We start from the raw sequence: 19566 nt of genomic DNA, 5'->3' as shown, positions 1-19566 counted from the left end.
CCCGTAGACCAGAATGCCCTTGCAAAGTTCCCCTGACAAGCGTTATACGCTCGCCGCAAAGCGAAATAACTCCTTGAAAGCTAAAGAACCTATTGACGCGCTCCAATAAGCTGGTAGTATTCCCCGCCGTAAGCCGGAGGGATGGCAGAGCGGTTGAATGCACCGGTCTTGAAAACCGGCGTAGGTTAATAGCCTACCCAGGGTTCGAATCCCTGTCCCTCCGCCACCTTACATTCGAAAGCCCCGACAGCCTCATCGCTGCGGGGCTTTTTCGTTTCTGAGCCCGTCAAACCGCTCCAGACCCGTCATCTTGGAAAGGCCGGATCACGTGCGCGCTCCCCGCTTGAACCTCATACCGTATAACGGCGCAGGATCAGCCCGCCCTCTCCGAGCCGAGGCAGAGGCACCGGCGCCTATTCACCTCGATCGTAAGCCGCTACTCTCGTGACTCACAGGGTCGCATCGGCAGGGAGGGAGTGGATGAAACCCGTGTTGGCTGCGCTTGCGCTCGCCGCCCTGGCCGGATGTTCGAGCCAGAACCGGGACGCATCGATCGCCTCGACGGACGCCTGTGACAAGGTGGCACCCTACGAGACGCCTGCGCAGCGAGTTGACGAGACAGTACAGCAGCTGGCGCATGCTACCGGCTGTTTCGTGAAGACCGACTTGACCAGGACGGCTGGCATTCGGGTCAATGGCATTCACGGGACGATGTCCATCCGCGAGGCGCTTGAAACGGCTATCCGAGGTACCAATCTGGAAATCACCGACAGCGAACCGAACACTATCCATGTCGTGATAATGCCCTAGTTTCTGGGAGCGCCCCCTCGCCCGCCCCCATCTCGGGAACGCGTGGAGACCGCGAGCCAGCTGGATCAGCGGAGGAGACAGATCATCTGATGAGGAATATCGCCTTGGACCAAACTGTGAAATTCGCCTTTGCGGGACTACTGGTCATGGCCGCCATGCCACTGCATGCGATGGCCGCACCGCTGGAGTGTTCGTCGGATAGCTTGATGAAGCATGTCAGCGAGCAGACCCGGGAGATCGACGCCTATATATCGAACAGCGATAACCCGCAGCAGACGCAACAGGCGCTGACGAGCATGGCCAGAGGGTTGCGCGAGAGCGGCCAGGTCTCCAACCACGACAACGAGATGAAGCAGCTGGCGAGTGGCGCGGAATTCCAGCCCTCCCAATCATTCTGCGACGACATGCAGACCACCATGGCTGCGATTCGGTCGTACATGGAGAGTCATCCGCAATAGACCTGGAGGCGCTCACGGGATTCTTCTTGCGGCCCGATAGCGGTTGTGTTGACGCCCTCTGTCGCGGATACTGTATGCATGAACAGTTATTGCGGAGCGATCGATGATCATCCCCTTCCCGACGCCCGAGAGACGGCTCGTGCGGCGTATCGAGCAGTTGATTTCGCGAGCGCAAGCCAACCACTTCCACCAGGTCGCGATCAGCCGTGGCACACACGAACCCATCCACGAATGGGAGCGTCTCGTCGAACAGTTCGACGATAGTGATCAGGTTCGGGTCATTCATATCACCCATCACGATATTCTGCTGAGCTGGCGCCTCCCCACGACTGGACTGGCTTCATGAACCAAGGCGGACAGTCTTGATCGAGGCGCTCGGCGAAATTTTCATCAGGGGGGCGGATGAGTTCGCAAACAGTGCTACTCTGCATCTAGCTTTCAGTGATGTCGACAATGCACCGAGCGTTAATCTCCTTCGTCGTCCCCCTCGTCTTGGCTGGCTGTGTGTCGGCGACGCCACGACTGACGGCGACGAACTTTCTGCGAGACAGCAACACCTGCGAACGTCAGACGCATCAGATCGCCGGTGAGCCGGAGTATCAGTTGTGCATGGCGCGTCTGGGATGGCCGGACCCACAGACGCAGGCGTCACTGGAGCAGGCCGATGATGGCCGCGACAATCAGAATGCGGGCTTCATTGATGAAGCGATCAATGGCCTTCAGTTCGGTCTGCAGTGGGACCTGGACCCGGACTGACCTTTTTCGCGACGAACAAGCCCCATCCACTTGCCGTACCACGTCGGCACCACAGCCAACCCGATAGCCGATGCATCTTCAGGAGGATTCGATCATGGCAGAGCCATTCGTCGAGATAAGAAAGACGCACAAGCCCGGCAAGCCCGAGCAGGTATGCTACGAGGTCTATGATGGTGATACGGGAGGCAGCCTGGGCCATTTCGCGGAAGCCGCGGAGGCGAAAAAGCGAGCCGACAGCATGAACAGTATGACCTCCCGCGAAACCGGCAAACGGCTGGACAATCCCACCGATGATGCCGACGTCGAGTGACGCCGGCCGTCGGTCTCAGTGGTAGAGGCGCAACCCCACCCGCGTCACACGATTACCCTCCATCTCACTGACCACCCAGTGAAAACCGTGCCAGTCGACGTCATCCCCGACGACGGGATGACCGCCGACACGCAGCGCCACGAACTCTCCCAGCGTCATCTCCTGCTCCCCCGGACTCAGGGTCAAACCGTAGGCGCTGGCGACTTCCTGCATGAGCGCTTCGCCGTCCAGGGTAAATGTACCGAAGAAGGCACGCTCGCGCTTGAGCTTCGCCTCCCCATTGAACAGGCGGTTGAGAGACGGCAGGTCACCGGTGCGCCCGATCAGGCAGATGACGTCTCCCAACCGCAAACGAGTGCTGCCCTTGGGGTGCAACATGGCATGCTGGCGGAAGATCGCCGAGATCAGGGTCCCCGAGGGCAGACGCAGCAGGCGGATCGGCACGTCATCCAGCGATTCGTTCTCTACCTTGTAGACGAACATCTCGTAGTCGTTCTCCGGGAGCACGCCCAACTGACCCCGACGATCGGGCGTCGTGGTCTCCGGTAGTACCACACGCATCCAGCGAGCGACCCGAGCCAGGGTGGAGCCTTGCAGCAACAGGGAGATCAAGACCACGAAGAACGCCACGTTGAAATAGAGCGTCGCGTTCTCGACACCGCTTATCATGGGGAAGATGGCCAGCACGATGGGGACCGCACCCCGCAACCCGACCCAGGAGATGAAGCAGACCTCTCGCCAGCGAAAGCTGAAGAACGGAACCAGCGAGACGACGACGGCGACCGGACGCGCCAGCACGATCAGGGCGATGCCCAGGATCGCGCTCGGCACTGCGTAATCGATCATTTCCGATGGCGTGACCAGCATGCCGAGCACCAGGAACAGCCCTATCTGGCTCAACCACGCCAGTCCATCGTGCACGGGAAGAATATGGTTGAGGTGGCGTCCCGGCTGGTTGCCGATCATCAGGCCGGTGAGGTAGATGGCCAGGAAGCCGCTGCCGCCCGCGGCACTGGTCGCCCCGAAGATGAAGAACCCCAGCGCCAGTGCCAGCAGCGAGTAGAGCCCGGGAGCCAGATCCAGCCAGCGCAGCAGTTTGGCGGAAATCCAGCCGCCCCCCAGGCCGACGGCAAGCCCCAGCCCGAACTGCAGGGCGAACCGCATCAACGTCTCCCCGATGCCCCCCACCGCGCCCGTCAGCAGCTCGGCGAGCGTGATGGTCAGAAAGATCGCCATCGGGTCGTTGGTACCGGATTCGATCTCGAGCGTCGCGCCCACTCGCTCGTTGAGGTTGACGCCCTGCCCCTTGAGCATCGAGAACACCGCCGCGGCGTCGGTGGAGCCGACGATCGCACCGACCAGAAGGCCCTCCGTGAGCGACAGGTCGAGCAGCCACATGGCCAGCAGTCCCATGATGCCACTGGTCAGAAACACACCGACGGTCGCCAGCGACAACGCCGGCTTCAGGCCCACGCGGAAGGTTCGCAACCGCGTCCGAAGCCCGCCATCGAGCAAGATCATCGCCAACGCCAGGTGGCCGATCAGGAAAGCCTGGGAGTAGTCGTCGAACTTGAGCCCCAGCACGCCCTCTTCGCCGGCGAGCATGCCAAGGCCCAGGAACAGCACGAGCAGAGGCACGCCAATCCGCGATGACACGCGACTGGCCAGAATACTCAGGGCTATCAGTGCCCCGCAGACAAGAAACAGGCTATTGATCGAATCCAAGCATCAACCATCGGTTATCAATTGTAGATACCTTAGTATGCCATGCACGGACGCCGTTGCGTGGCGAAAAAGGACTGCAAATTTAATCTTTTAGCCAGCATGGATGATGGAGGGTTCGGGTCGTTGCCCGCTCGCCATGGAGTGCCAGCAGCAGCGCCAGGGAACGCATGCCGGGACGATAGCCAGAAAGATCCGGTATGGCGTGATGACGCCGGTAGGCCGCCACGAACGCATCGCGCTGGGCGCGACTCTCCAGCACCAGCTCGAGCAGGCAGAGATCCCACTCCAGTGGCGCCCAGACCAGCGCCTCCCAGTCGCTCCAGCGCCACTCCTGCACGCCGGCGAGAAACTGGTCGCTGCGCAGATCCGGCAGCGACCAGACGGCTTTCGACGGCAAGGGCCACGACGGCAGTTCGGCCAGCCAGCCGCGATTGGGGTGCGTTTCCACGAATTGCCGGGCCCGCCGGGGCCAGCTCGACAGCGGGAAGACGTCGCTCGCGGGATGCCCGAAGCCGGGCAGCGCTTGCCGGTGCAGTCGTGCCAGTTGCGCCCCGAGCCGTGCGGCCAACGCCTCATTCATCGGCGGCGGCGTGGCGGAACACCAGGGCAGGCTCCAGAGCGGCGCGTTGCCCAGCCGACCGATGAAGGTCATCGGCAATGGCGACAGCGGCAGGCGGGACGGCAGCGTCGATGGGAGCCGGGCCAATGCCTCGGGCGTTCTCCAGCGATCGAAACCGAAGAGTTGCTGGATCCCCCACCAGAAGCCATCGCTCGCCGGCGCTCTCCTGGCCAGCTTGAGCAACTGCGGTGACGCCTCTTCGCTCCGCCAGAGCCAGTTGGCGCTATCCTGCCAGCGCAACGGCAGGGGCATCAGCGACCTTCCGGTCAACTGAGAGACTCGGCGAGTCAGCTCGGAATCCGCCTGGAGCGGGGCATCGTCGGTCCGCAATGAACGTCATCCTCTTGTCGGTGAGCCCCGCGCCGGTGGGCAGGCGGGGCTGGTCGGCGTACAATCCACTGCACTGGATAGGGGTGCCCGGTCAACGGGCTGAGAGTGCCATGCACAACCCTGGAACCTGAACCGGCTAATACCGGCGGAGGAAATGCCAGCAGTTCTCGCATGACTCCGCCCGCGCCCACAGGGAGCTGTCATGCCACCGCCCGGACTCATCGTCCGCGATGCCTCGCTGACTTTCGGCGACCGCCCGCTGTTTCAAGCCCTCCAGGCACGATTCGACGCTGGCAGTTGGACCTGCCTGCTGGGCCGCAGCGGCAGCGGCAAGAGCTCGCTGCTGCGAATGATCGCCAGCCTGAGACTGCCAGACAACCACCATCTCGTTCTCGATACCAGCGATGGTGCCCCGCTGAGGGGCCGGCTAGCCTGGATGGCTCAGCAGGATCTTCTCGTTCCCTGGCACCGGGTGATCGGCAACGTCATGCTCAGCGCCCACTGGCGCGGCCGCCCCACCGCTCGGGATCGGCAGCGCGCCGAGCGACTGCTGGCCCAGGTCGGATTGGTCGACAAGGCCAGCCATTGGCCTGATGAACTCTCCGGCGGCCAGCGCCAGCGAGTCGCCCTCGCCCGAACCCTGTTCGAGGATGCCAGCGTGGTGCTGATGGACGAGCCGTTCTCCGCCGTCGACGCCATCACCCGACTGGAGCTCCATGACCTTGCCAGCAGACTTCTGGACGGGCGCACCGTGATCATGGTGACGCACGACCCGCTCGAAGCGCTCCGCCTAGCCGACCGAATCCTGATCCTGCAGGGAGAACCCGCTCGACTGGTATCGATGCCGGTTCCGGAAGGCCCCCGCCCCCGCCCGCTCGACAACAGCGAACTGCCGCAGCGCCAGGCCCAACTGGTGGCCGAACTGCGGGAGGAGGCGCATGCCTGATCGAGCGCTCTGGAGACGGTTGGGACGTCCGCTGCTGGCACTCGCCACGCTCGCGGCAATCTGGCAACTGGTACTGACCCTGACCGGGGTACCACGCTACATCCTGCCCTCGCCGGCGGCTGTCGCCAATGCGCTGTTCGAACACCGCGGGCTGCTGGCTCATCATGCCGCCATCACCGCCATCGAGATCGTGGCAGGGCTGATCGGCGGCATCCTGCTGGGTCTGACGACGGCACTGGCACTGGCCCGGTTCCGTGCCCTTCGTCGAACGCTGCTACCGCTGCTGTTGATCAGTCAGGCCATTCCGCTGTTCGCGCTGGCCCCTATTCTGATGCTGTGGCTGGGTTACGGCCTGGGCCCGAAGATACTGATGGCGATGGTGATCATCTATTTCCCGGTCGCCTCCACCGGCTACGACGGCCTGCGCCAGACGCCCCAGGGCTGGCTCGACCTGGCCCGCACCTTCGGCCTGAGCCGGCGGCAACAGCTGATGAAGGTCCAGTTGCCGGCCGCCCTGCCGGCACTCGCTTCCGGCCTGCGCATGGCGGCAAGCGCGGCGCCGATCGGCGCGGTGATCGGCGAGTGGGTAGGCGCCAGCCAGGGGCTGGGCTACCTGATGCTCAACGCCAACGCGCGGCTGCAGATCGACCTGATGTTCGCGGCGCTGGTGGTACTCGTCACCTTCGCCGTACTGCTCTATTTCGGCGTCGATGCGGCCTTGAGGGTGGCGATGCCCTGGCAGCGGGATCGCACGACCCCCGACCAGTGAGACGTGAACGCCGCCGACCGCCACGCGCCGAAACGGCTGAAGAAACAGCAATGGATAAAAAGGAACAGGCAATGACAAAGACGTTTTCCCATCTATGGCGCCGCAGTCTGGCGACGGGCCTGGCCCTGATCGCCCTGGCCTCCGCCCTGCCCGCACTGGCGCAGGAGACCGGCGACGATCTTGCACCACCACAGATGATTCCGCTGAGCGTGATGCTCGACTGGTACGTCAATCCCGTCCATGCGCCGATCATCATCGCCCAGCAGCGCGGGTTATTCGAGAAGCGCGGCCTGGATGTGGACATTCAGGCCCCGGCCGACCCCAGCGTTCCACCCAAGCTGGTCGCCGCCGGGCGGATCGATCTCGCCGTCAGCTATCAGCCCCAGCTCCATCTCCAGGTCGACCAAGGGCTCCCCGTCGTCCGTGTCGGCACCTTGATCGCGACGCCGCTGAACGCGTTGCTGGTGCGTGCGGACAGCGGTATCGACGACATCTCCCAGCTCAAGGGAAAAAAGATCGGATACTCGGTCGGTGGCGTCGAGGAGGTGCTGCTCGCGGCCATGCTGGAGCACAACGGCCTGAGCCTGGATGACGTCGAGATGGTCAACGTCAATTTTTCGCTGACGCCGGCGCTGATCAGCGAAAAGGTCGATGCCGTGACCGGGGCATTCCGCAACTTCGAACCGGCCCAGATGAAACAGGAGGGTGTCGAGAGCAAGGCGTTCTATATCGAGGAGCAGGGTGTCCCCGACTACGACGAACTGATCTTCGTGGCCAACCGTGAAACCCTCGACCAGCACCGCGATGCGGACCGGCGGTTCATGGAGGCCATTGGCGAGGCGACATCCTGGATCATCAATCATCCGGATCAGGCCTGGCAGAGCTTCATCGGCTACGATCCGGCGCTGGACACCCCCTTGAATGCCGCTGCCTGGAAGGCCACCCTGCCCCGTTTCGCGCTGCGCCCTGCTGCGCTGGACGCCAAGCGCTATCGCGATTTCGAGGCGTTCCTGCTGGAGCGGGCCCAGATCAAGGCGCAGAGCCCTGTGTCTCGCCTGGCGGTGGATCTCAACGCGCCGTAGCGAAAAATCGGCTAGAATGTTGATATGACTTCAAGATCATCAGCTTATGAGCCGCTACTCTACGATCCGCGGCAGGATCCGAGCCGCACCCTGCCCAGCACGACCCTTCAGGACCTGGGCGCGTTACCCGCGCGCCCGGGCGTCTACGTCTTCTTCGGCAACAATGAACTGCCGCTCTACGTCGGCAAGAGCGTCGACATCCGCAGCCGCGTCCGTAGCCATGTCCAGCAGCCGGTATCCAGAAGACACGCCCAGATGGTAGCGCAGGCTCAGCGTGTCGCCTGGCTACGCACCAGCGGCGACCTCGGGGCCCAACTCCTGGAAGCGGACCTGATCAAGCGCTGGATACCGCTCTATAACCGGCAACTTCGCAAGCGGACACGCATGGTGAGCTGGAACTGGCCCCAGGGCGAAGCGCAGCCGACGCTGACCGATGGCCAGTGGGTGGTCACGGCTCGCTCCCGGTTCCATGGCCTGTTTCGTAATCGTCGCGACGCCCAGATGACGTTGCGGGATATTGCCAACCAGGAGTCGCTCTGCCTCCAGGTGCTGGGGCTGGAGAAAGGAGCGGGTCGCTGTTTTAGCTATCAGATCGGCCGCTGTCTGGGCGCATGCTGCGGCGCGGAACCTCGGGAGGCCCACACCCGGAGAGCACGCGACGCGATGGAACGGCTGCGTATCGAGAACTGGCCGTGGCCCGGTCGCGTCGCCTTCCGGGAGAGTGGCACCGATGGCGACGTCGGGCTGCATGTCGTCGATCACTGGCACTATCAGGGCAGCGTCGGGCGGCTCGAAAACCTGCAGGCCCTCCCCGACGCTCGCGGCTTCGACATCGACACCTACCGCATTCTCAACCGCTTCCTGTCGGCGCCCGATGGCAGGATCGAGCCGATCCCGATCGATGGCGAGATCGACTTGGCGTGATGCCGACGCGGCCGAGAAGCCACGCCGTCACGAGTTGGCGATGAACCGATTGATGGCGTCCCGAAACGCGTCGGGCTGTTCGGCGTGAAGCCAGTGCCCCGCGCCTTCCAGTGTCTGCCACTCGACGTTGGGCATCACCGCCTCGACCGTATCGCGATGACGATCCTGCACGTAGGGCGAGGCCCCGCCGCGAATCAACAGCGCCGGGCCCTCGAAAGGCCGGTCGCCGTCTGGGGGCGCGATGATGTCCTCGTACCCGGCACCGATTTCGTCGAGGCCGACGCGCCAGTGCATGACGCCATCGTCGCCGCGAAGCAGATTGGTCGCCAGGAACTGACAGGTGGCGGCATCGTCGATCTCTTCCTGCATCAGCGCCATGGCATCGCGCCGCGAGGTCGGCCTGCCCGCCTCGACCCGTCGCATCGCGGCGAAGACGTCATCGTGGCCGTGATCGTAGGCGACAGGCGCAATATCGGCGACGATCAAATGCGCCACCCGCGCCGGGTTCGACCGGGCCAGCGTCATGGCGACCTTACCGCCCATCGAGTGGCCCAGCAGGTCGAACTGTTCGATGCCGAGATCGTCCAGCAGCGCGATGACGTCGGCCGACATCGCCGCATACCGCATTCCCTCGACGTGGGGCGAGCGTCCATGATTGCGCAGGTCAACCGCAACCACGCGACGATCGTCCTGCCACTGCTTGATATGGGAGCGCCAGTTGTCCGCGCTACCGAACAGGCCATGCAGCACGACCAGCGGTAACGCCGGGCTCTCTCCGCCCGGTGCGCCGGTATCGATACAGTGAAGTTGCAACGTCATCCCTCCCGAGATCCGATTCGGCAGCCGGAACGGCCACCGCTTCCCTCCCTAGAATAACAAAGACAGCCGGTTATCCCCGCCCGCGCGACATGCCCGGCAGATTGACCTGATCGCCCCGCGTCAGCAGGCGACGGCCAAGATAGGCCAGCAGTGCGCCGTAGAGTGGCAGGAAGAAGATCAGGCTGATCGATAGTTTCACCGCATAATCGAACCAGGCGATTTCCACCCAGTGCTGACGCATGAAGGGGTCCGGGCCCTGCCAGAAGGCGATGGCGAAGAAGGCGAAGGTGTCCGCCAGGTTGCCGGCGATCGTGGACAAGGTCGGCGCGACCCACCAGGCGCGAAGCCTGCGCAGCCGATCGAAAACATGGATATCGAGCAGCTGACCCAGGACGTAGGCCATGAAGCTCGCCAGCGCGATGCGTCCGACGAAGAGATTCCATGCCATCAGTGCTTCGAAGCCCTGGAAGCGCCCCTGCTGGAACAGCACGGATACCGCGTAGGAGACCAGCAGCGCAGGCACCATGACCCCGGCGACGATTCTTCTTGCCGCTGGCTTGCCGAACAGCCGCACCGTCAGATCGGTTGCCAGGAAGATGAACGGAAAGCTGAAAGCGCCCCAGGTGGTATGCAAGCCCCACAGGGTGAAAGGGAGTTGAACCAGATAGTTGCTGGCTGTGATCACCAGCACGTGGAAGCTCACCAGGCAGAGCAAGGCGAATCGAAGTTGACGGTTGTCGAGTGCAAGCATGAGAAACCTTTTTCGTCTGCCGTGGCGCTGCGGAAGGCGATCTACCGGCGCCAGGCCGAGGGGTTAGGGAACCCTCTGGGTGATAAAGGAGCGATTCAGACGATCAGAAGCGGGCGCGAATTATAGGGATCCCGGCGCACGAGCACCAGCCCTGCTATCAAGAGACACATCAAAAATCATTGTAACTTTAAGTTACATTAGGCTAATATCAGAAACCCTGAACATGAGGTTCAGCGGCGGCGATCCGCCCAGCGTGCTTGGGAATTTTGACTATGACGACAATGGCTGCCCCACTGGGAGACCACCAGATTGGCCCAGCGACCGCCACGCTAAAGGCCGTCGCCAACGAGAGCCGGCTACGCATACTCTGTCTTCTGATGCAGGGAGAGCGCTCCGTTACACAGATCAATCAGGAGATGACGCTCAGCCAGTCGGCGCTCTCCCAGCATCTTGCCGTGCTACGCCAGGAACGCCTGGTGACGACGCGCCGCAGCTCTCAGGTGATCTATTACTCGCTGCGCGGCAATGTGGCCGAGCGTCTGATTCGGACACTCGGTGAACTGGATATCGCGTAGCTGGCGATAGCTAGCGACGTTCCCAGCGCAGGTCATCGACCCGCTGCAGCACGCGATCGATGCAATTTTCCATACCGCCTTCCACCCCCTTGCCCAGCCTTCCCAGCAGGCCGGGGCGAGATGCCAGCGACACTTTCAGTATTCGCGCTCGATCTGCCTGCCGCCCCAATAGATAGGCATCGCTGGTGCCCACCGCATCGACCAGTCCCGCTTCCAGGGCTTCACTCCCATACCAGATCTCCCCGGTCGCGACTCGCTCGATATCCAGCGCGGGGCGACGGGCGGCCACGTAACGCTTGAACAGGTCGTGGGTGGACTCGAGGTCCTCGATGAACTTGGTCCGGCCTTCCTCGCTGTTTTCGCCCAGCACGGTCAGGGTCCGCTTGTAGCGCCCCGCCGTCAGGAGCTCGACATCCACGTCGTGCCGTTTCAGCAGCCGGTGAACGTTGGGTATCTGCGCCACGACGCCGATCGAACCGATCACGGCAAAAGGTGCCGCGATGAGATGGTTGGCGCAGCAGGCCATCATGTAACCGCCGCTGGCGGCAACCTTGTCGACGCACACCGTCAGCCGTGCGCCCGCATCACGCAGGCGATCCAGCTGCGCCGCGGCCAACCCGTAGCTGTGCACCAGCCCGCCGCCGGACTGCAGGCGCAACACGATCTCGTCTCCATCGCGAAGCTCCTCCAGCAGCAGGGATACCAGCTCGGCCAGCGCCGGTGTGCCCGAGGCCTTGAGGTCGCCATCGAAATCGAGGACCCACACACGCTCCGGGTCCTGCGAGGTCCCCTGCTTGTCTGCCTGCTTGGCAGCTTTACGCAGCCGCTTGGCCAGCTGTCGGCGACGCGCTTTGGGCTCGGCGGCCAGGCGCAATTGTCGAGATCGGCGCTGAAACCGCTCATCGAGCTCCGTGACCGTCAACTTGGCTTCATTGTCGCCCCGACCTCGACGCCGCCCCTGAGCCATCAGCGCCAGAATGATCCCGATGGCGACGACCAGCGTTACCGTCTTCGCCAGAAAGAGGCCGTATTCGGCCAGCCATTCGATCACGTCACACTCCTTGGTTCGGAAACTTCTTCGGTTTGAGCAACTCGCCACAGGCGATTAAGCTGCTCCGGCGCTTGCGTGCCGATACCGGCAATGATCTGCTTAGCGCTTCTGCCACGGGAGATGTCATCATGAACGACGATCCATTGATCGCCAAACTCAGGGCCCGATTCGACGCCGAGGCGGCCGAGGGCGTTTCGGCCATCTATCAGTTCGATCTCGACGATGTCGACGATTACCACATGACCATCGAAGACGGTTCGCTCGACATCCAGCCCGGCCGCCATCCGACTCCCGGCGTCACCATCACCAGCGACACGGCAACGCTGATGGCACTGGTCAGGAAGGAGCTCAACTCGATGCAGGCGTTGCTCACGGGCAAGGTCAAGGTCAAGGGCGACATTGGACTCGCGAGCCGCCTGCCCAAGCTCTTCGCCAAGTCCAGTCGCTGAGCCGCGGGTCAACGCACCGCAACCGCGCCCCGGTGGGTCTCGATCAATTGACGGGAAATCGAGTACGCCGGCGGCAGTTGCGGCAACGTCGTCGGGCTGAACCAGGCCGCATCCACGATCTCCTGTCCATCGATACGAATATCCCGGCTGGCCGCTTCGGCGAAGAAGCCCATCATCAAAGAGTGTGGGAATGGCCAGGACTGGCTCTTGAAAAAGCTGACCCGGCCGACGTTCACGCCCACCTCCTCCATGACCTCGCGGCGAACGGCGGCCTCCACGGCTTCTCCGGGTTCGATGAAACCCGCCAGGGTCGAATACCGCTGGGGCGGAAAGCGAGGGCTTCGCGCCAACAGCATATCCGTGCCATGGGTCACCAGCGTGATGATGCAGGGCGATATCCGCGGATAACCGCGCAAGCCACAGTGGTCGCACTGCATCGCGAACTCATGGGTCAGGCGTCGGGTGGCATTGCCGCACCGTCCGCAGAAACGATGGTCGCGTTCCCAGCGAGTGACCTGCAGTGCGGTCGCCAACAACTCGCTCTGCGCGACGCTCACCTGGGCCAGCCAGTCACGGAAGCCCGGCCAGTCGTCGCCGTCCGCCTCGACCACGACAGCGACCGGCTCGCCCTCCCAGTATCCCAGCCGCAGCGCCTGGTCCGGCCACCGCCGGCAATAACCGAGCATGCTGCCCGATTCGGCCGGCGCCACCCCAGTGGCGTTCATTCGCAGCAACCAGCCGCCGACGACGTCCATCGGGGGTATTTCCCGCCTTAGCATCAGTGCTGGGTCTCCGCTGCCGTCAGCGCATCCCAGCGGCACTCGCCGGCCGCCTGACGAATCTGCTCGAGACGCTGTTGGTGAGCCTGCCACTCGGCTTCGCTGGGTCGGGTGACCGCCAGGGTCAAGCCGTCGCGGTCGATACGCCGCAGCCCGCTGGCGCTGCCCGCCTCGCGATCGCCCCCCTCGTCGTTGCCTGCCAGCGACAGTGCGGTCTGCCCCCCGGTCATGGCGAGATAGACGTCGGCGAGGATCTCGGAGTCCAGCAGTGCGCCGTGAAGCACGCGTTGACCGTTGTCGATGTCGTAACGCTTGCATAGCGCATCGAGGCTGTTGCGCTGTCCCGGGTGCATCTCGCGCGCCATCTTCAACGTATCCAGCACGCTGCAGTGCTCCGCCACCGGCCCCAGAACGGGTTCGCCGCGCGCTGCCTTCAGCAGTCTGAATTCATGATCGAAGAACCCGACATCGAAGGGCGCGTTGTGGATGACCAACTGCGCACCCCGCATGAACTCCCAGAGTTCGTCGGCGATCTGCGCGAACACCGGCTCGTTGGCGACCCGCTCGTTGGTGATGCCGTGAATCCCGATGGCTTCCGCCTCGATGTCCCGCTCGGGATTGACGTACTGGTGATAGGTCCGCCCCGTGAACCGGCGGTTGATCAGTTCGATACCACCGATCTCGATGATGCGATGGCCTTCACGCGGATCGATACCGGTGGTTTCCGTATCCATGACGATCTGGCGCATGGTTGTCCTCGCTGTAGTCTGGCGGTATTCCTGTCATTGCGGACGGTAAATCGCTATCTGGCCGTGCCGCGCCCGGCGACCACTTCATCGATCGCCTCGTTGACCAGCCGGTCGGCCGCTTCATTGCCCCGATGTCCGCTGTGGCCCTTGACCCAGTGCCACTCGATACGGTGACGGCGGGTCTCGGCAAGCAGCTCCCGCCAGAGCTCCGCGTTCTTCACCGGCTGTTTCGCCGCGGTCACCCAGCCTCGCTTCTGCCAGCCGTGGATCCATTCGGTGATGCCCTTGCGGACATATTGGGAATCGGTCCAGAGGGAGACCTGGCACGGCCGGTCCAGCGCCCGCAGCGCCTGAATGGCGGCCATCAGCTCCATGCGGTTATTGGTGGTCTCGGCCTCGCCGCCCTTTATCGGCTTCTCGTGTCGGCCGGAGACCAGCAAGGCCCCCCAGCCACCGGGGCCCGGGTTGCCGCGGCACCCACCGTCGGTGTAGATCGTCACGGCAGGCATCGTAGGGGATTCAGAGGTCGGGGCGGACAAGACGTACTCTCTCAGTGTCAGGCGATCTTGGTTATCTATCGGTGTCGAGGTGAGCGGGGCTGTATCCCGCTCAGGCGATCGTGCGGAAAGATCCGTTGCGCAAGGCGCCACGCGGTTCGGGTCGCTCTTGCTTCACTGCGGTTTCCAGACCCTCTTGGTCGTTGCCCGGCGGCAGTGGCGAGGGCGCCCGGCGCCGGGCACTGACCGGGGTCGAATTCGACACCTCGCGATCGCGCGACCGACTGGGTCCGGTCTCCTTCGCCAGCCCGAGCCACGCGCCCGACCGGCGACCCTGGAGCACCGGCTCACGCAGCTTGATGGGCTGAACGGGTATGTTGCGCCGACGTGCCACCAGCAGGTAGGCAGCCGCCAACGGCACATTGTAGCGACGACCGAGCGTTTCCAGCCGATCGCTTCCCATCGCCCGACCGGGCAGTCGAAAGCCGCAGTAGTCTACCCGCTCGATCTCGAAGTCGACAAACGCCAGCCAGTCCCGCAGCCGTCCCGGTGTCCGCCACTGACGCTGCCACGGCGCGGGACGTTTGCCACGGCGAGCCGCGGCGGGCCCGAACGGATGCCAGCCGAACACCAGCAAGCGGCCGTCGGCGCGGGTGACGCGAGCCGCTTCCTGCAGCACGTGATGTGGCCGGTCCACCGCCTCCAGCAGATGATGCAACAGCGTCAGATCGACGCTGTCGTCGGCCAATGGCAGGCTGTCGGGCAGGCATATCAAGCTGTTCCGGGTGCGGACGAGATCGGGAGAAGGTGCCCAATCCAGAGCGTGTCGAATGGGGCACATATCGCTCATCAAGGGCGCCATCCCCAACTGCAGACTCACGATGCCCCGGTGCTGTTCACAGTGCGGACCAAGGCAGGCGCGCTCGGCTCGCCAAAGCGAGAGACCTGATGCCGATTCCCAGAACCGGCGGCCCTCCCGAACGGCGGACTGCAAGCTCTGAACGGGCGACGAGATTGACACGGCCGACTTTACTCCCCAAGGTTAGCGCTTTTTGACGATGGTTCGAAGCGGCTCTCCACGTCACGTTCGCGCCCAGACGATGATCGTCTCGGTGAACCTGCGGCCGACGTGGGGGTCACAACGACGTTCGAACCCCGACATCCGAATCTCGAGACCAACCTGCCGGAGAAGCATGCCACATGTTGACCGTGATGCCGATTCCCGCGTTCCAGGACAACTATATATGGGTGCTGCGTCAAGATACCCAGGATCGTGTCGCCGTTGTCGATCCCGGTGATGCCGATCCCGTCATCGCCTGGTTGGAGCAGGAGAACCTGACCCTCGACACCATCCTCGTCACCCATCATCACAAGGATCACACAGGCGGATTGCGAGCGCTGATCGAGCGCTATGCACCACAGGTCTACGGTCCCGCCAACGACGCCATCCCCGGTATTCACCACCGCGTCGGCGAGGGCGATGAATGTCGTGTCCTGGGTCGACGCTTCGAGGTCTATGCCGTTCCCGGCCATACCCTGGATCATATCGCCTTCCACGCCCCCGGCACACCAGGATTACTGTTCGCCGGTGACACCCTCTTCTCCGGCGGCTGTGGGCGACTGTTCGAGGGCACCCCTCTGCAAATGCAGGAATCGCTCGCCAAGCTCGACGCCCTGCCCGAGGACACCCTGGTGTTCGCCGCCCACGAGTACACGCTGGCCAACCTTGCCTTTGCCGCCGCCGCCGAGCCCGACAATGCGGTCCGGGACCGCTATCGGCGCGAGTGCGAGAAGGCCCGCGATCTCGATCGTCCGACCCTGCCGACCACCATGGGCCGGGAGCGCCAGATCAATCCTTTCCTGCGCATCGGCAACCCAGGCCTTCGCGAAACGCTCAGCCAGCAGGGGCCGGTCGATGACGACGTTGCCGCGTTTGCCACGCTGCGAGCCTGGAAGGACCGCTTCTGATCGCCACCGTCGAAGACGGGGGGCACCCACCGGCGGCCGCGCCGATTGGCCGCCGGTGTCATCAAGGATTTTGAACACATGAATTTTCGAACCCGACGCTGTCGGATTGTCGTCGGTCTCACGGGGGGGTTGCTGTTGTCGACGCTACCCTTCACCGCGGTAGCCAAGGAAGCTTCGGCCACCGCCAACAGTGCCTCCCGGCACTCGTTCTGGTCCGCTCTCGCCTTGCAGAGTCGTCGCGCACCCGATGCCTGGACCCGACTACGCAACGGCTTTCGGCTGTCTCACGAGAATGCCAACCCCCGGGTCGCCGCATGGCTCGACTGGTATCGTGCTCATCCGCGCCACGTCGAAAAGGTCGCGGCGCAGGCCAAGCCCTGGCTGCGCTGGGTGACGCAGCAGCTGGAATCCCATCGGCTTCCCAGCGAAATCGCGTTATTGCCGTTCATCGAAAGCGGCTACGACCCGACAGCCACCAACCCCGGTGGGGCCGCCGGACTATGGCAGTTCATGCCGGCGACCGGCGATGCGATGGGCCTGTCGCGCACCGCCTGGTACGACGGGCGCCACGACGTCGTCGCCGCCACCGATGCGGCGATGAACTACATCCAGCAGCAGGCCGATCGCTGGTACGACGGCGATATCCTGCTGGCACTGGCCGCGTACAACGCCGGCGCGGGCACGGTCAACGCCGCCAGAGAGGCGGCCGCCAATCGCGGAGACCCGATCGACTACTGGCACCTGCGACTGCCCGCCGAGACCATGGATTACATTCCGCGTCTGCTGGCACTCTCCGAAGTCATTGCCGAACCCGAGCAGTACGGCGTGGTCCTCCCGACGATCCCGGACAAGGCCCAGTTCGCCCAGGTCGATACCCGAGGGCCTCTGACACTCTCGATGGCAGCCGATCTCGCGGGGGTGGACCCGCAGACCCTGCGAGCGCTGAACCCGGGGTTCAAACGGGCGTCGACACGACCACGCGACGATGCCAGTATCCTGGTGCCGGCGGCGGCCAAGCAGCGGTTCCTGGCCAATCTCGCCACGCTACCTGACTCGGAGCGCACGGTGCTGAACCGCTATGTGGTTCGCCGCGGCGATACGCTCTCCGCCATTGCCAAGCACTTCGGGGTCAGTGTCGGCGAGATCCAGCGGGAAAACGGCCTCGACGGCAGCACCATTCGCATCGGCCAGGCATTGACCGTGCCGTCCATGGCGCTGGCTCAGAATAGCGGCGCCCGACGCTAGCCCCCGGCGCGAGCGCTGTGGCCGTTATCAATGCAACGTGCTGAACGCCAGGTACCCGTGCAGACCGCCGCACCGACAGGAGGATGTCGACAATGGCTGGATTTCGATGGCTGCTGATGGCCATCACGCTGGCCGCGCCGCTGGCGGTAGCCGCCGACGGCCAGCTTGACGCCCCCGAGCAAGTGCATCGCGATGTACCGACCGTGCACGCCATCGCGCTCTACGATGATCCGGCACTGCCCGCTGGCTTCCAGCATCTGCCCTACGCCAACCCCGAGGCGCCAAGAGGCGGCACCTTGCGCCGCGCGGCCAACGGCAGTTTCGACTCGACCAATCCCTTCATCATCCAGGGCACGCCAGCGGCTGGGCTCAATCAGATCTACGACACGCTGATGGAGTCCAGCGCCGACGAGCCATTCACCATGTATGGACTGCTGGCTGGAGGGATACGGCTCGACCCGGATCGCCACTGGATGGAGATCGATCTACGACCCGAAGCGCATTTCCACGATGGCCATCCTGTCACCGCCGAGGACGTGGTGTTCAGCTTCCAGCTGCTGCGCGACAAGGGCTCGCCCTTCTATCGCGCCTACTACGCCAGCGTGGAGTCGGTCTCGGCGGTGAGCGAACGGACGGTGCGATTCGAGTTCTCGAACAATCAGTCGCGAGAGCTGCCGCTGATCCTGGGTCAACTGCCGGTATTGCCAAAGCACTACTGGCAGGATCGCGATTTTACGCGGCCCACGCTCGACAAGCTCCTGGGCTCCGGTCCCTACGAGATTGCCACAGTCGACCCCGGCCGTCGCATCGTCTACCGCCGGGTCGACGACTACTGGGGCCGCGACCTGCCGCTGAACCGGGGCCGCTACAATATCGACCGCCTCGTCTACGACTATTTTCGTGATCAGTCGGTCGCCCTGGAAGCCTTCATGGCCGGGGCACTGGACATGCGTATCGAAAGCAGCGCCAAGAACTGGGCGACGGCCTATGACACGCCGGCGGTCGAGGATGGCGCGATTCAGCGCGTGATCGTGCCGGATGGGCAGCCCGCCGGCATGCAGGGCTACGTGATCAACACCCGAAGAGCACAGCTCAGCGACCCGCGGGTCCGCCGCGCACTGGGCCTGGCGTTCGATTTCGACTGGGTCAATCAACATCTGTTCTACGGCGCCTATCAACGCACCGAGAGCTACTTCCAGAACTCGGAGATGGCAGCCAGAGGGCTGCCCGGAGACGAGGAACTGGCGTTGCTCGATCCCTATCGAGACCAACTGCCCGCCGCGGTGTTCGATCAGCCACTGCCCATAGCGCAACCGGAAGCGCTCCGTCCGCGCCTGCGGGAAGCGTTGGGGCTGTTGCGTCAAGCCGGCTATGACGTGCGCGACGGCACCCTGGTGAACCTCGAGACCGGTCGACCTTTCACCCTGGAGTTCCTGCTCTACGATAGCCAGTGGGAACGTATCACCCAGCCCTTCGTCCGCAATCTGGAACGGCTCGGTATCCGCAGCAAGATCCGGGTGGTCGACGTCAATCAATACCTCGACCGCCTGAGACGCTTCCAGTTCGACATGATCGTCGGCAGCTTTCCGCAGTCGGCCAATCCGGGTAATGAGCAGCGGGATTTCTGGACCAGCGAATACGCCGATGTTCCCCAGAGCCGAAACCTGGCCGGCGTGCGAGACCCGGTCGTCGACGCCCTGGTCGATGACCTGATTCGTGCGGACAGTCGCGAAAAACTGGATACTGCCTCGCGAGCGCTGGATCGCGTGCTGCGATGGGGGTTCTACGTCGTGCCGCAATGGAACTTCGACGGTACTCGCGTCGCGATATGGAATAAATTCGCGTATCCCCGACCTTTCCCGCGCTATACGCCGGATTTCTCGGTCTGGTGGGTCGACCCCGAACGGGCCGGCGCCATCGCCGCCCGTCAGCGCGGACAGGAGTGACTGCCGAT

General features: G+C 63.8%; 23 protein-coding genes, 1 tRNA gene and 1 riboswitch. Of the genes, 15 read left to right on the top strand and 9 right to left on the bottom strand.

Going from position 1 to position 19566, the window contains the following annotated elements:
* The first annotated feature begins 135 nt into the window (after positions 1–135).
* The 6 genes from AAGT95_RS15960 to AAGT95_RS15935 all read left to right on the top strand — a co-directional run bounded on the left by AAGT95_RS15960 (position 136) and on the right by AAGT95_RS15935 (position 2334).
* A tRNA-Ser gene (locus tag AAGT95_RS15960) sits at positions 136–226 on the top strand.
* A gap of 254 nt (positions 227–480) precedes the next feature.
* Positions 481–810: an STN domain-containing protein gene (locus AAGT95_RS15955; RefSeq protein WP_342594443.1), complete on the top strand. Its 330-nt coding sequence runs from the start codon at positions 481–483 to the stop codon at positions 808–810.
* Positions 811–926: 116 nt separating this feature from the next.
* A complete protein-coding gene (locus AAGT95_RS15950) occupies positions 927–1268 on the top strand; it encodes a hypothetical protein (protein WP_342594442.1) in 342 nt (113 codons plus the stop codon).
* A 103-nt stretch (positions 1269–1371) separates the two neighbouring features.
* The gene (locus AAGT95_RS15945; protein ID WP_342594441.1) at positions 1372–1614 is read left to right on the top strand and encodes a DUF1654 domain-containing protein; all 243 of its coding nucleotides are present in this window, start codon (positions 1372–1374) and stop codon (positions 1612–1614) included.
* 107 nt (positions 1615–1721) lie between these two features.
* Complete coding sequence (locus AAGT95_RS15940) at positions 1722–2024, top strand: hypothetical protein (protein ID WP_157958390.1); 303 nt, start codon at positions 1722–1724, stop codon at positions 2022–2024.
* Positions 2025–2118: 94 nt separating this feature from the next.
* Positions 2119–2334 (top strand): hypothetical protein, encoded by a 216-nt coding sequence (locus AAGT95_RS15935; RefSeq protein WP_157958391.1) that lies wholly within the window; start codon positions 2119–2121, stop codon positions 2332–2334.
* Between the two features lie 15 nt (positions 2335–2349).
* Here AAGT95_RS15935 and AAGT95_RS15930 read toward each other — a convergent pair whose 3' ends face one another.
* Together AAGT95_RS15930 and AAGT95_RS15925 are read right to left on the bottom strand one after the other, a co-directional pair.
* Complete coding sequence (locus AAGT95_RS15930; RefSeq protein ID WP_110599887.1) at positions 2350–4059, bottom strand: potassium/proton antiporter; 1710 nt, start codon at positions 4057–4059, stop codon at positions 2350–2352.
* An 82-nt stretch (positions 4060–4141) separates the two neighbouring features.
* Positions 4142–4930: a hypothetical protein gene (locus AAGT95_RS15925; protein WP_342594440.1), complete on the bottom strand. Its 789-nt coding sequence runs from the start codon at positions 4928–4930 to the stop codon at positions 4142–4144.
* 147 nt (positions 4931–5077) lie between these two features.
* A riboswitch (TPP riboswitch) is annotated at positions 5078–5179 on the top strand.
* Between the two features lie 31 nt (positions 5180–5210).
* On the opposite strand from AAGT95_RS15925, the gene AAGT95_RS15920 reads away from it, so the two are divergent.
* The 4 genes from AAGT95_RS15920 (at position 5211) to AAGT95_RS15905 (ending at position 8729) form a co-directional block, all read left to right on the top strand.
* The gene (locus AAGT95_RS15920) at positions 5211–5954 is read left to right on the top strand and encodes an ABC transporter ATP-binding protein (protein WP_110599891.1); all 744 of its coding nucleotides are present in this window, start codon (positions 5211–5213) and stop codon (positions 5952–5954) included.
* Positions 5947–6723 carry an ABC transporter permease gene (locus AAGT95_RS15915; protein WP_342594439.1) on the top strand — a complete coding sequence of 259 codons (777 nt, stop codon included), beginning with the start codon at positions 5947–5949 and terminating at the stop codon, positions 6721–6723. Before AAGT95_RS15920 ends, AAGT95_RS15915 begins: the two co-directional genes overlap by 8 nt.
* 71 nt (positions 6724–6794) lie before the next feature.
* Positions 6795–7805 carry an ABC transporter substrate-binding protein gene (locus AAGT95_RS15910; protein WP_342594438.1) on the top strand — a complete coding sequence of 337 codons (1011 nt, stop codon included), beginning with the start codon at positions 6795–6797 and terminating at the stop codon, positions 7803–7805.
* 24 nt (positions 7806–7829) lie between these two features.
* On the top strand, positions 7830–8729 hold the full coding sequence (locus tag AAGT95_RS15905; protein WP_342594437.1) for a hypothetical protein: 900 nt from the start codon (positions 7830–7832) through the stop codon (positions 8727–8729).
* 27 nt (positions 8730–8756) lie between these two features.
* On the opposite strand, the gene AAGT95_RS15900 is transcribed toward AAGT95_RS15905, so the two are convergent.
* Positions 8757–9548: an alpha/beta fold hydrolase gene (locus tag AAGT95_RS15900; RefSeq protein WP_342594436.1), complete on the bottom strand. Its 792-nt coding sequence runs from the start codon at positions 9546–9548 to the stop codon at positions 8757–8759.
* Between the two features lie 70 nt (positions 9549–9618).
* Positions 9619–10299 carry a 7-cyano-7-deazaguanine/7-aminomethyl-7-deazaguanine transporter gene (locus AAGT95_RS15895; protein WP_342594435.1) on the bottom strand — a complete coding sequence of 227 codons (681 nt, stop codon included), beginning with the start codon at positions 10297–10299 and terminating at the stop codon, positions 9619–9621.
* Positions 10300–10571: 272 nt separating this feature from the next.
* Between AAGT95_RS15895 and AAGT95_RS15890 the strand changes: the two genes are divergently transcribed.
* A complete protein-coding gene (locus tag AAGT95_RS15890) occupies positions 10572–10874 on the top strand; it encodes an ArsR/SmtB family transcription factor (RefSeq protein WP_110599903.1) in 303 nt (100 codons plus the stop codon).
* Positions 10875–10884: 10 nt separating this feature from the next.
* Here AAGT95_RS15890 and sohB read toward each other — a convergent pair whose 3' ends face one another.
* A complete protein-coding gene (sohB, locus tag AAGT95_RS15885; RefSeq protein ID WP_342594434.1) occupies positions 10885–11925 on the bottom strand; it encodes a protease SohB in 1041 nt (346 codons plus the stop codon).
* 128 nt (positions 11926–12053) lie between these two features.
* On the opposite strand from sohB, the gene AAGT95_RS15880 reads away from it, so the two are divergent.
* Positions 12054–12374, top strand: coding sequence for an SCP2 sterol-binding domain-containing protein (locus AAGT95_RS15880; RefSeq protein WP_110599907.1), 321 nt, complete (start codon positions 12054–12056; stop codon positions 12372–12374).
* Between the two features lie 8 nt (positions 12375–12382).
* Here AAGT95_RS15880 and nudC read toward each other — a convergent pair whose 3' ends face one another.
* The 4 genes from nudC to AAGT95_RS15860 all read right to left on the bottom strand — a co-directional run bounded on the left by nudC (position 12383) and on the right by AAGT95_RS15860 (position 15249).
* The gene (nudC, locus tag AAGT95_RS15875) at positions 12383–13153 is read right to left on the bottom strand and encodes an NAD(+) diphosphatase (RefSeq protein ID WP_110599909.1); all 771 of its coding nucleotides are present in this window, start codon (positions 13151–13153) and stop codon (positions 12383–12385) included.
* Entirely contained in the window at positions 13153–13902 is a 750-nt protein-coding gene (gene dnaQ, locus AAGT95_RS15870; RefSeq protein ID WP_342594433.1) for a DNA polymerase III subunit epsilon, read from the bottom strand. The genes nudC and dnaQ overlap by 1 nt, the downstream gene beginning before the upstream one ends.
* A gap of 53 nt (positions 13903–13955) precedes the next feature.
* On the bottom strand, positions 13956–14411 hold the full coding sequence (gene rnhA, locus AAGT95_RS15865) for a ribonuclease HI (RefSeq protein ID WP_342594432.1): 456 nt from the start codon (positions 14409–14411) through the stop codon (positions 13956–13958).
* Between the two features lie 100 nt (positions 14412–14511).
* Positions 14512–15249 carry a class I SAM-dependent methyltransferase gene (locus AAGT95_RS15860; RefSeq protein ID WP_342594431.1) on the bottom strand — a complete coding sequence of 246 codons (738 nt, stop codon included), beginning with the start codon at positions 15247–15249 and terminating at the stop codon, positions 14512–14514.
* Positions 15250–15599: 350 nt separating this feature from the next.
* On the opposite strand from AAGT95_RS15860, the gene gloB reads away from it, so the two are divergent.
* From gloB to AAGT95_RS15845, 3 genes are all read left to right on the top strand, one after another.
* Entirely contained in the window at positions 15600–16367 is a 768-nt protein-coding gene (gloB, locus tag AAGT95_RS15855; protein ID WP_342594430.1) for a hydroxyacylglutathione hydrolase, read from the top strand.
* Between the two features lie 78 nt (positions 16368–16445).
* Positions 16446–17612, top strand: a complete 1167-nt coding sequence (locus AAGT95_RS15850; RefSeq protein ID WP_342594429.1) for a transglycosylase SLT domain-containing protein — start codon at positions 16446–16448, stop codon at positions 17610–17612.
* A gap of 92 nt (positions 17613–17704) precedes the next feature.
* Positions 17705–19558, top strand: a complete 1854-nt coding sequence (locus AAGT95_RS15845) for an extracellular solute-binding protein (RefSeq protein ID WP_342594428.1) — start codon at positions 17705–17707, stop codon at positions 19556–19558.
* Positions 19559–19566 lie beyond the last annotated feature (8 nt).

Origin of the sequence: Salinicola lusitanus (genome assembly GCF_038648475.1) — a bacterium.
Classification (GTDB): domain Bacteria; phylum Pseudomonadota; class Gammaproteobacteria; order Pseudomonadales; family Halomonadaceae; genus Salinicola; species Salinicola lusitanus.
Note: the sequence above shows the minus strand (reverse complement) of the source record. Positions and strands in the feature narration are given on the sequence as shown.

Excerpts from the sequence above, each read along its gene's own strand:
- AAGT95_RS15890 (WP_110599903.1), top strand. The coding sequence starts at position 10,572 with ATGACGACAATGGCTGCCCCACTGGGAGACCACCAGATTGGCCCAGCG.
- AAGT95_RS15860 (WP_342594431.1), bottom strand. The coding sequence starts at position 15,249 with ATGAGCGATATGTGCCCCATTCGACACGCTCTGGATTGGGCACCTTCT.
- gloB (WP_342594430.1), top strand. The coding sequence starts at position 15,600 with ATGTTGACCGTGATGCCGATTCCCGCGTTCCAGGACAACTATATATGG.
- AAGT95_RS15915 (WP_342594439.1), top strand. The coding sequence starts at position 5,947 with ATGCCTGATCGAGCGCTCTGGAGACGGTTGGGACGTCCGCTGCTGGCA.
- AAGT95_RS15880 (WP_110599907.1), top strand. The coding sequence starts at position 12,054 with ATGAACGACGATCCATTGATCGCCAAACTCAGGGCCCGATTCGACGCC.
- AAGT95_RS15940 (WP_157958390.1), top strand. The coding sequence starts at position 1,722 with ATGCACCGAGCGTTAATCTCCTTCGTCGTCCCCCTCGTCTTGGCTGGC.
- dnaQ (WP_342594433.1), bottom strand. The coding sequence starts at position 13,902 with ATGCGCCAGATCGTCATGGATACGGAAACCACCGGTATCGATCCGCGT.
- rnhA (WP_342594432.1), bottom strand. The coding sequence starts at position 14,411 with ATGCCTGCCGTGACGATCTACACCGACGGTGGGTGCCGCGGCAACCCG.
- AAGT95_RS15920 (WP_110599891.1), top strand. The coding sequence starts at position 5,211 with ATGCCACCGCCCGGACTCATCGTCCGCGATGCCTCGCTGACTTTCGGC.
- AAGT95_RS15845 (WP_342594428.1), top strand. The coding sequence starts at position 17,705 with ATGGCTGGATTTCGATGGCTGCTGATGGCCATCACGCTGGCCGCGCCG.
- nudC (WP_110599909.1), bottom strand. The coding sequence starts at position 13,153 with ATGCTAAGGCGGGAAATACCCCCGATGGACGTCGTCGGCGGCTGGTTG.
- AAGT95_RS15955 (WP_342594443.1), top strand. The coding sequence starts at position 481 with ATGAAACCCGTGTTGGCTGCGCTTGCGCTCGCCGCCCTGGCCGGATGT.
- AAGT95_RS15895 (WP_342594435.1), bottom strand. The coding sequence starts at position 10,299 with ATGCTTGCACTCGACAACCGTCAACTTCGATTCGCCTTGCTCTGCCTG.
- AAGT95_RS15850 (WP_342594429.1), top strand. The coding sequence starts at position 16,446 with ATGAATTTTCGAACCCGACGCTGTCGGATTGTCGTCGGTCTCACGGGG.
- AAGT95_RS15900 (WP_342594436.1), bottom strand. The coding sequence starts at position 9,548 with ATGACGTTGCAACTTCACTGTATCGATACCGGCGCACCGGGCGGAGAG.
- AAGT95_RS15925 (WP_342594440.1), bottom strand. The coding sequence starts at position 4,930 with ATGCCCCTGCCGTTGCGCTGGCAGGATAGCGCCAACTGGCTCTGGCGG.
- AAGT95_RS15945 (WP_342594441.1), top strand. The coding sequence starts at position 1,372 with ATGATCATCCCCTTCCCGACGCCCGAGAGACGGCTCGTGCGGCGTATC.
- AAGT95_RS15935 (WP_157958391.1), top strand. The coding sequence starts at position 2,119 with ATGGCAGAGCCATTCGTCGAGATAAGAAAGACGCACAAGCCCGGCAAG.
- AAGT95_RS15910 (WP_342594438.1), top strand. The coding sequence starts at position 6,795 with ATGACAAAGACGTTTTCCCATCTATGGCGCCGCAGTCTGGCGACGGGC.
- AAGT95_RS15905 (WP_342594437.1), top strand. The coding sequence starts at position 7,830 with ATGACTTCAAGATCATCAGCTTATGAGCCGCTACTCTACGATCCGCGG.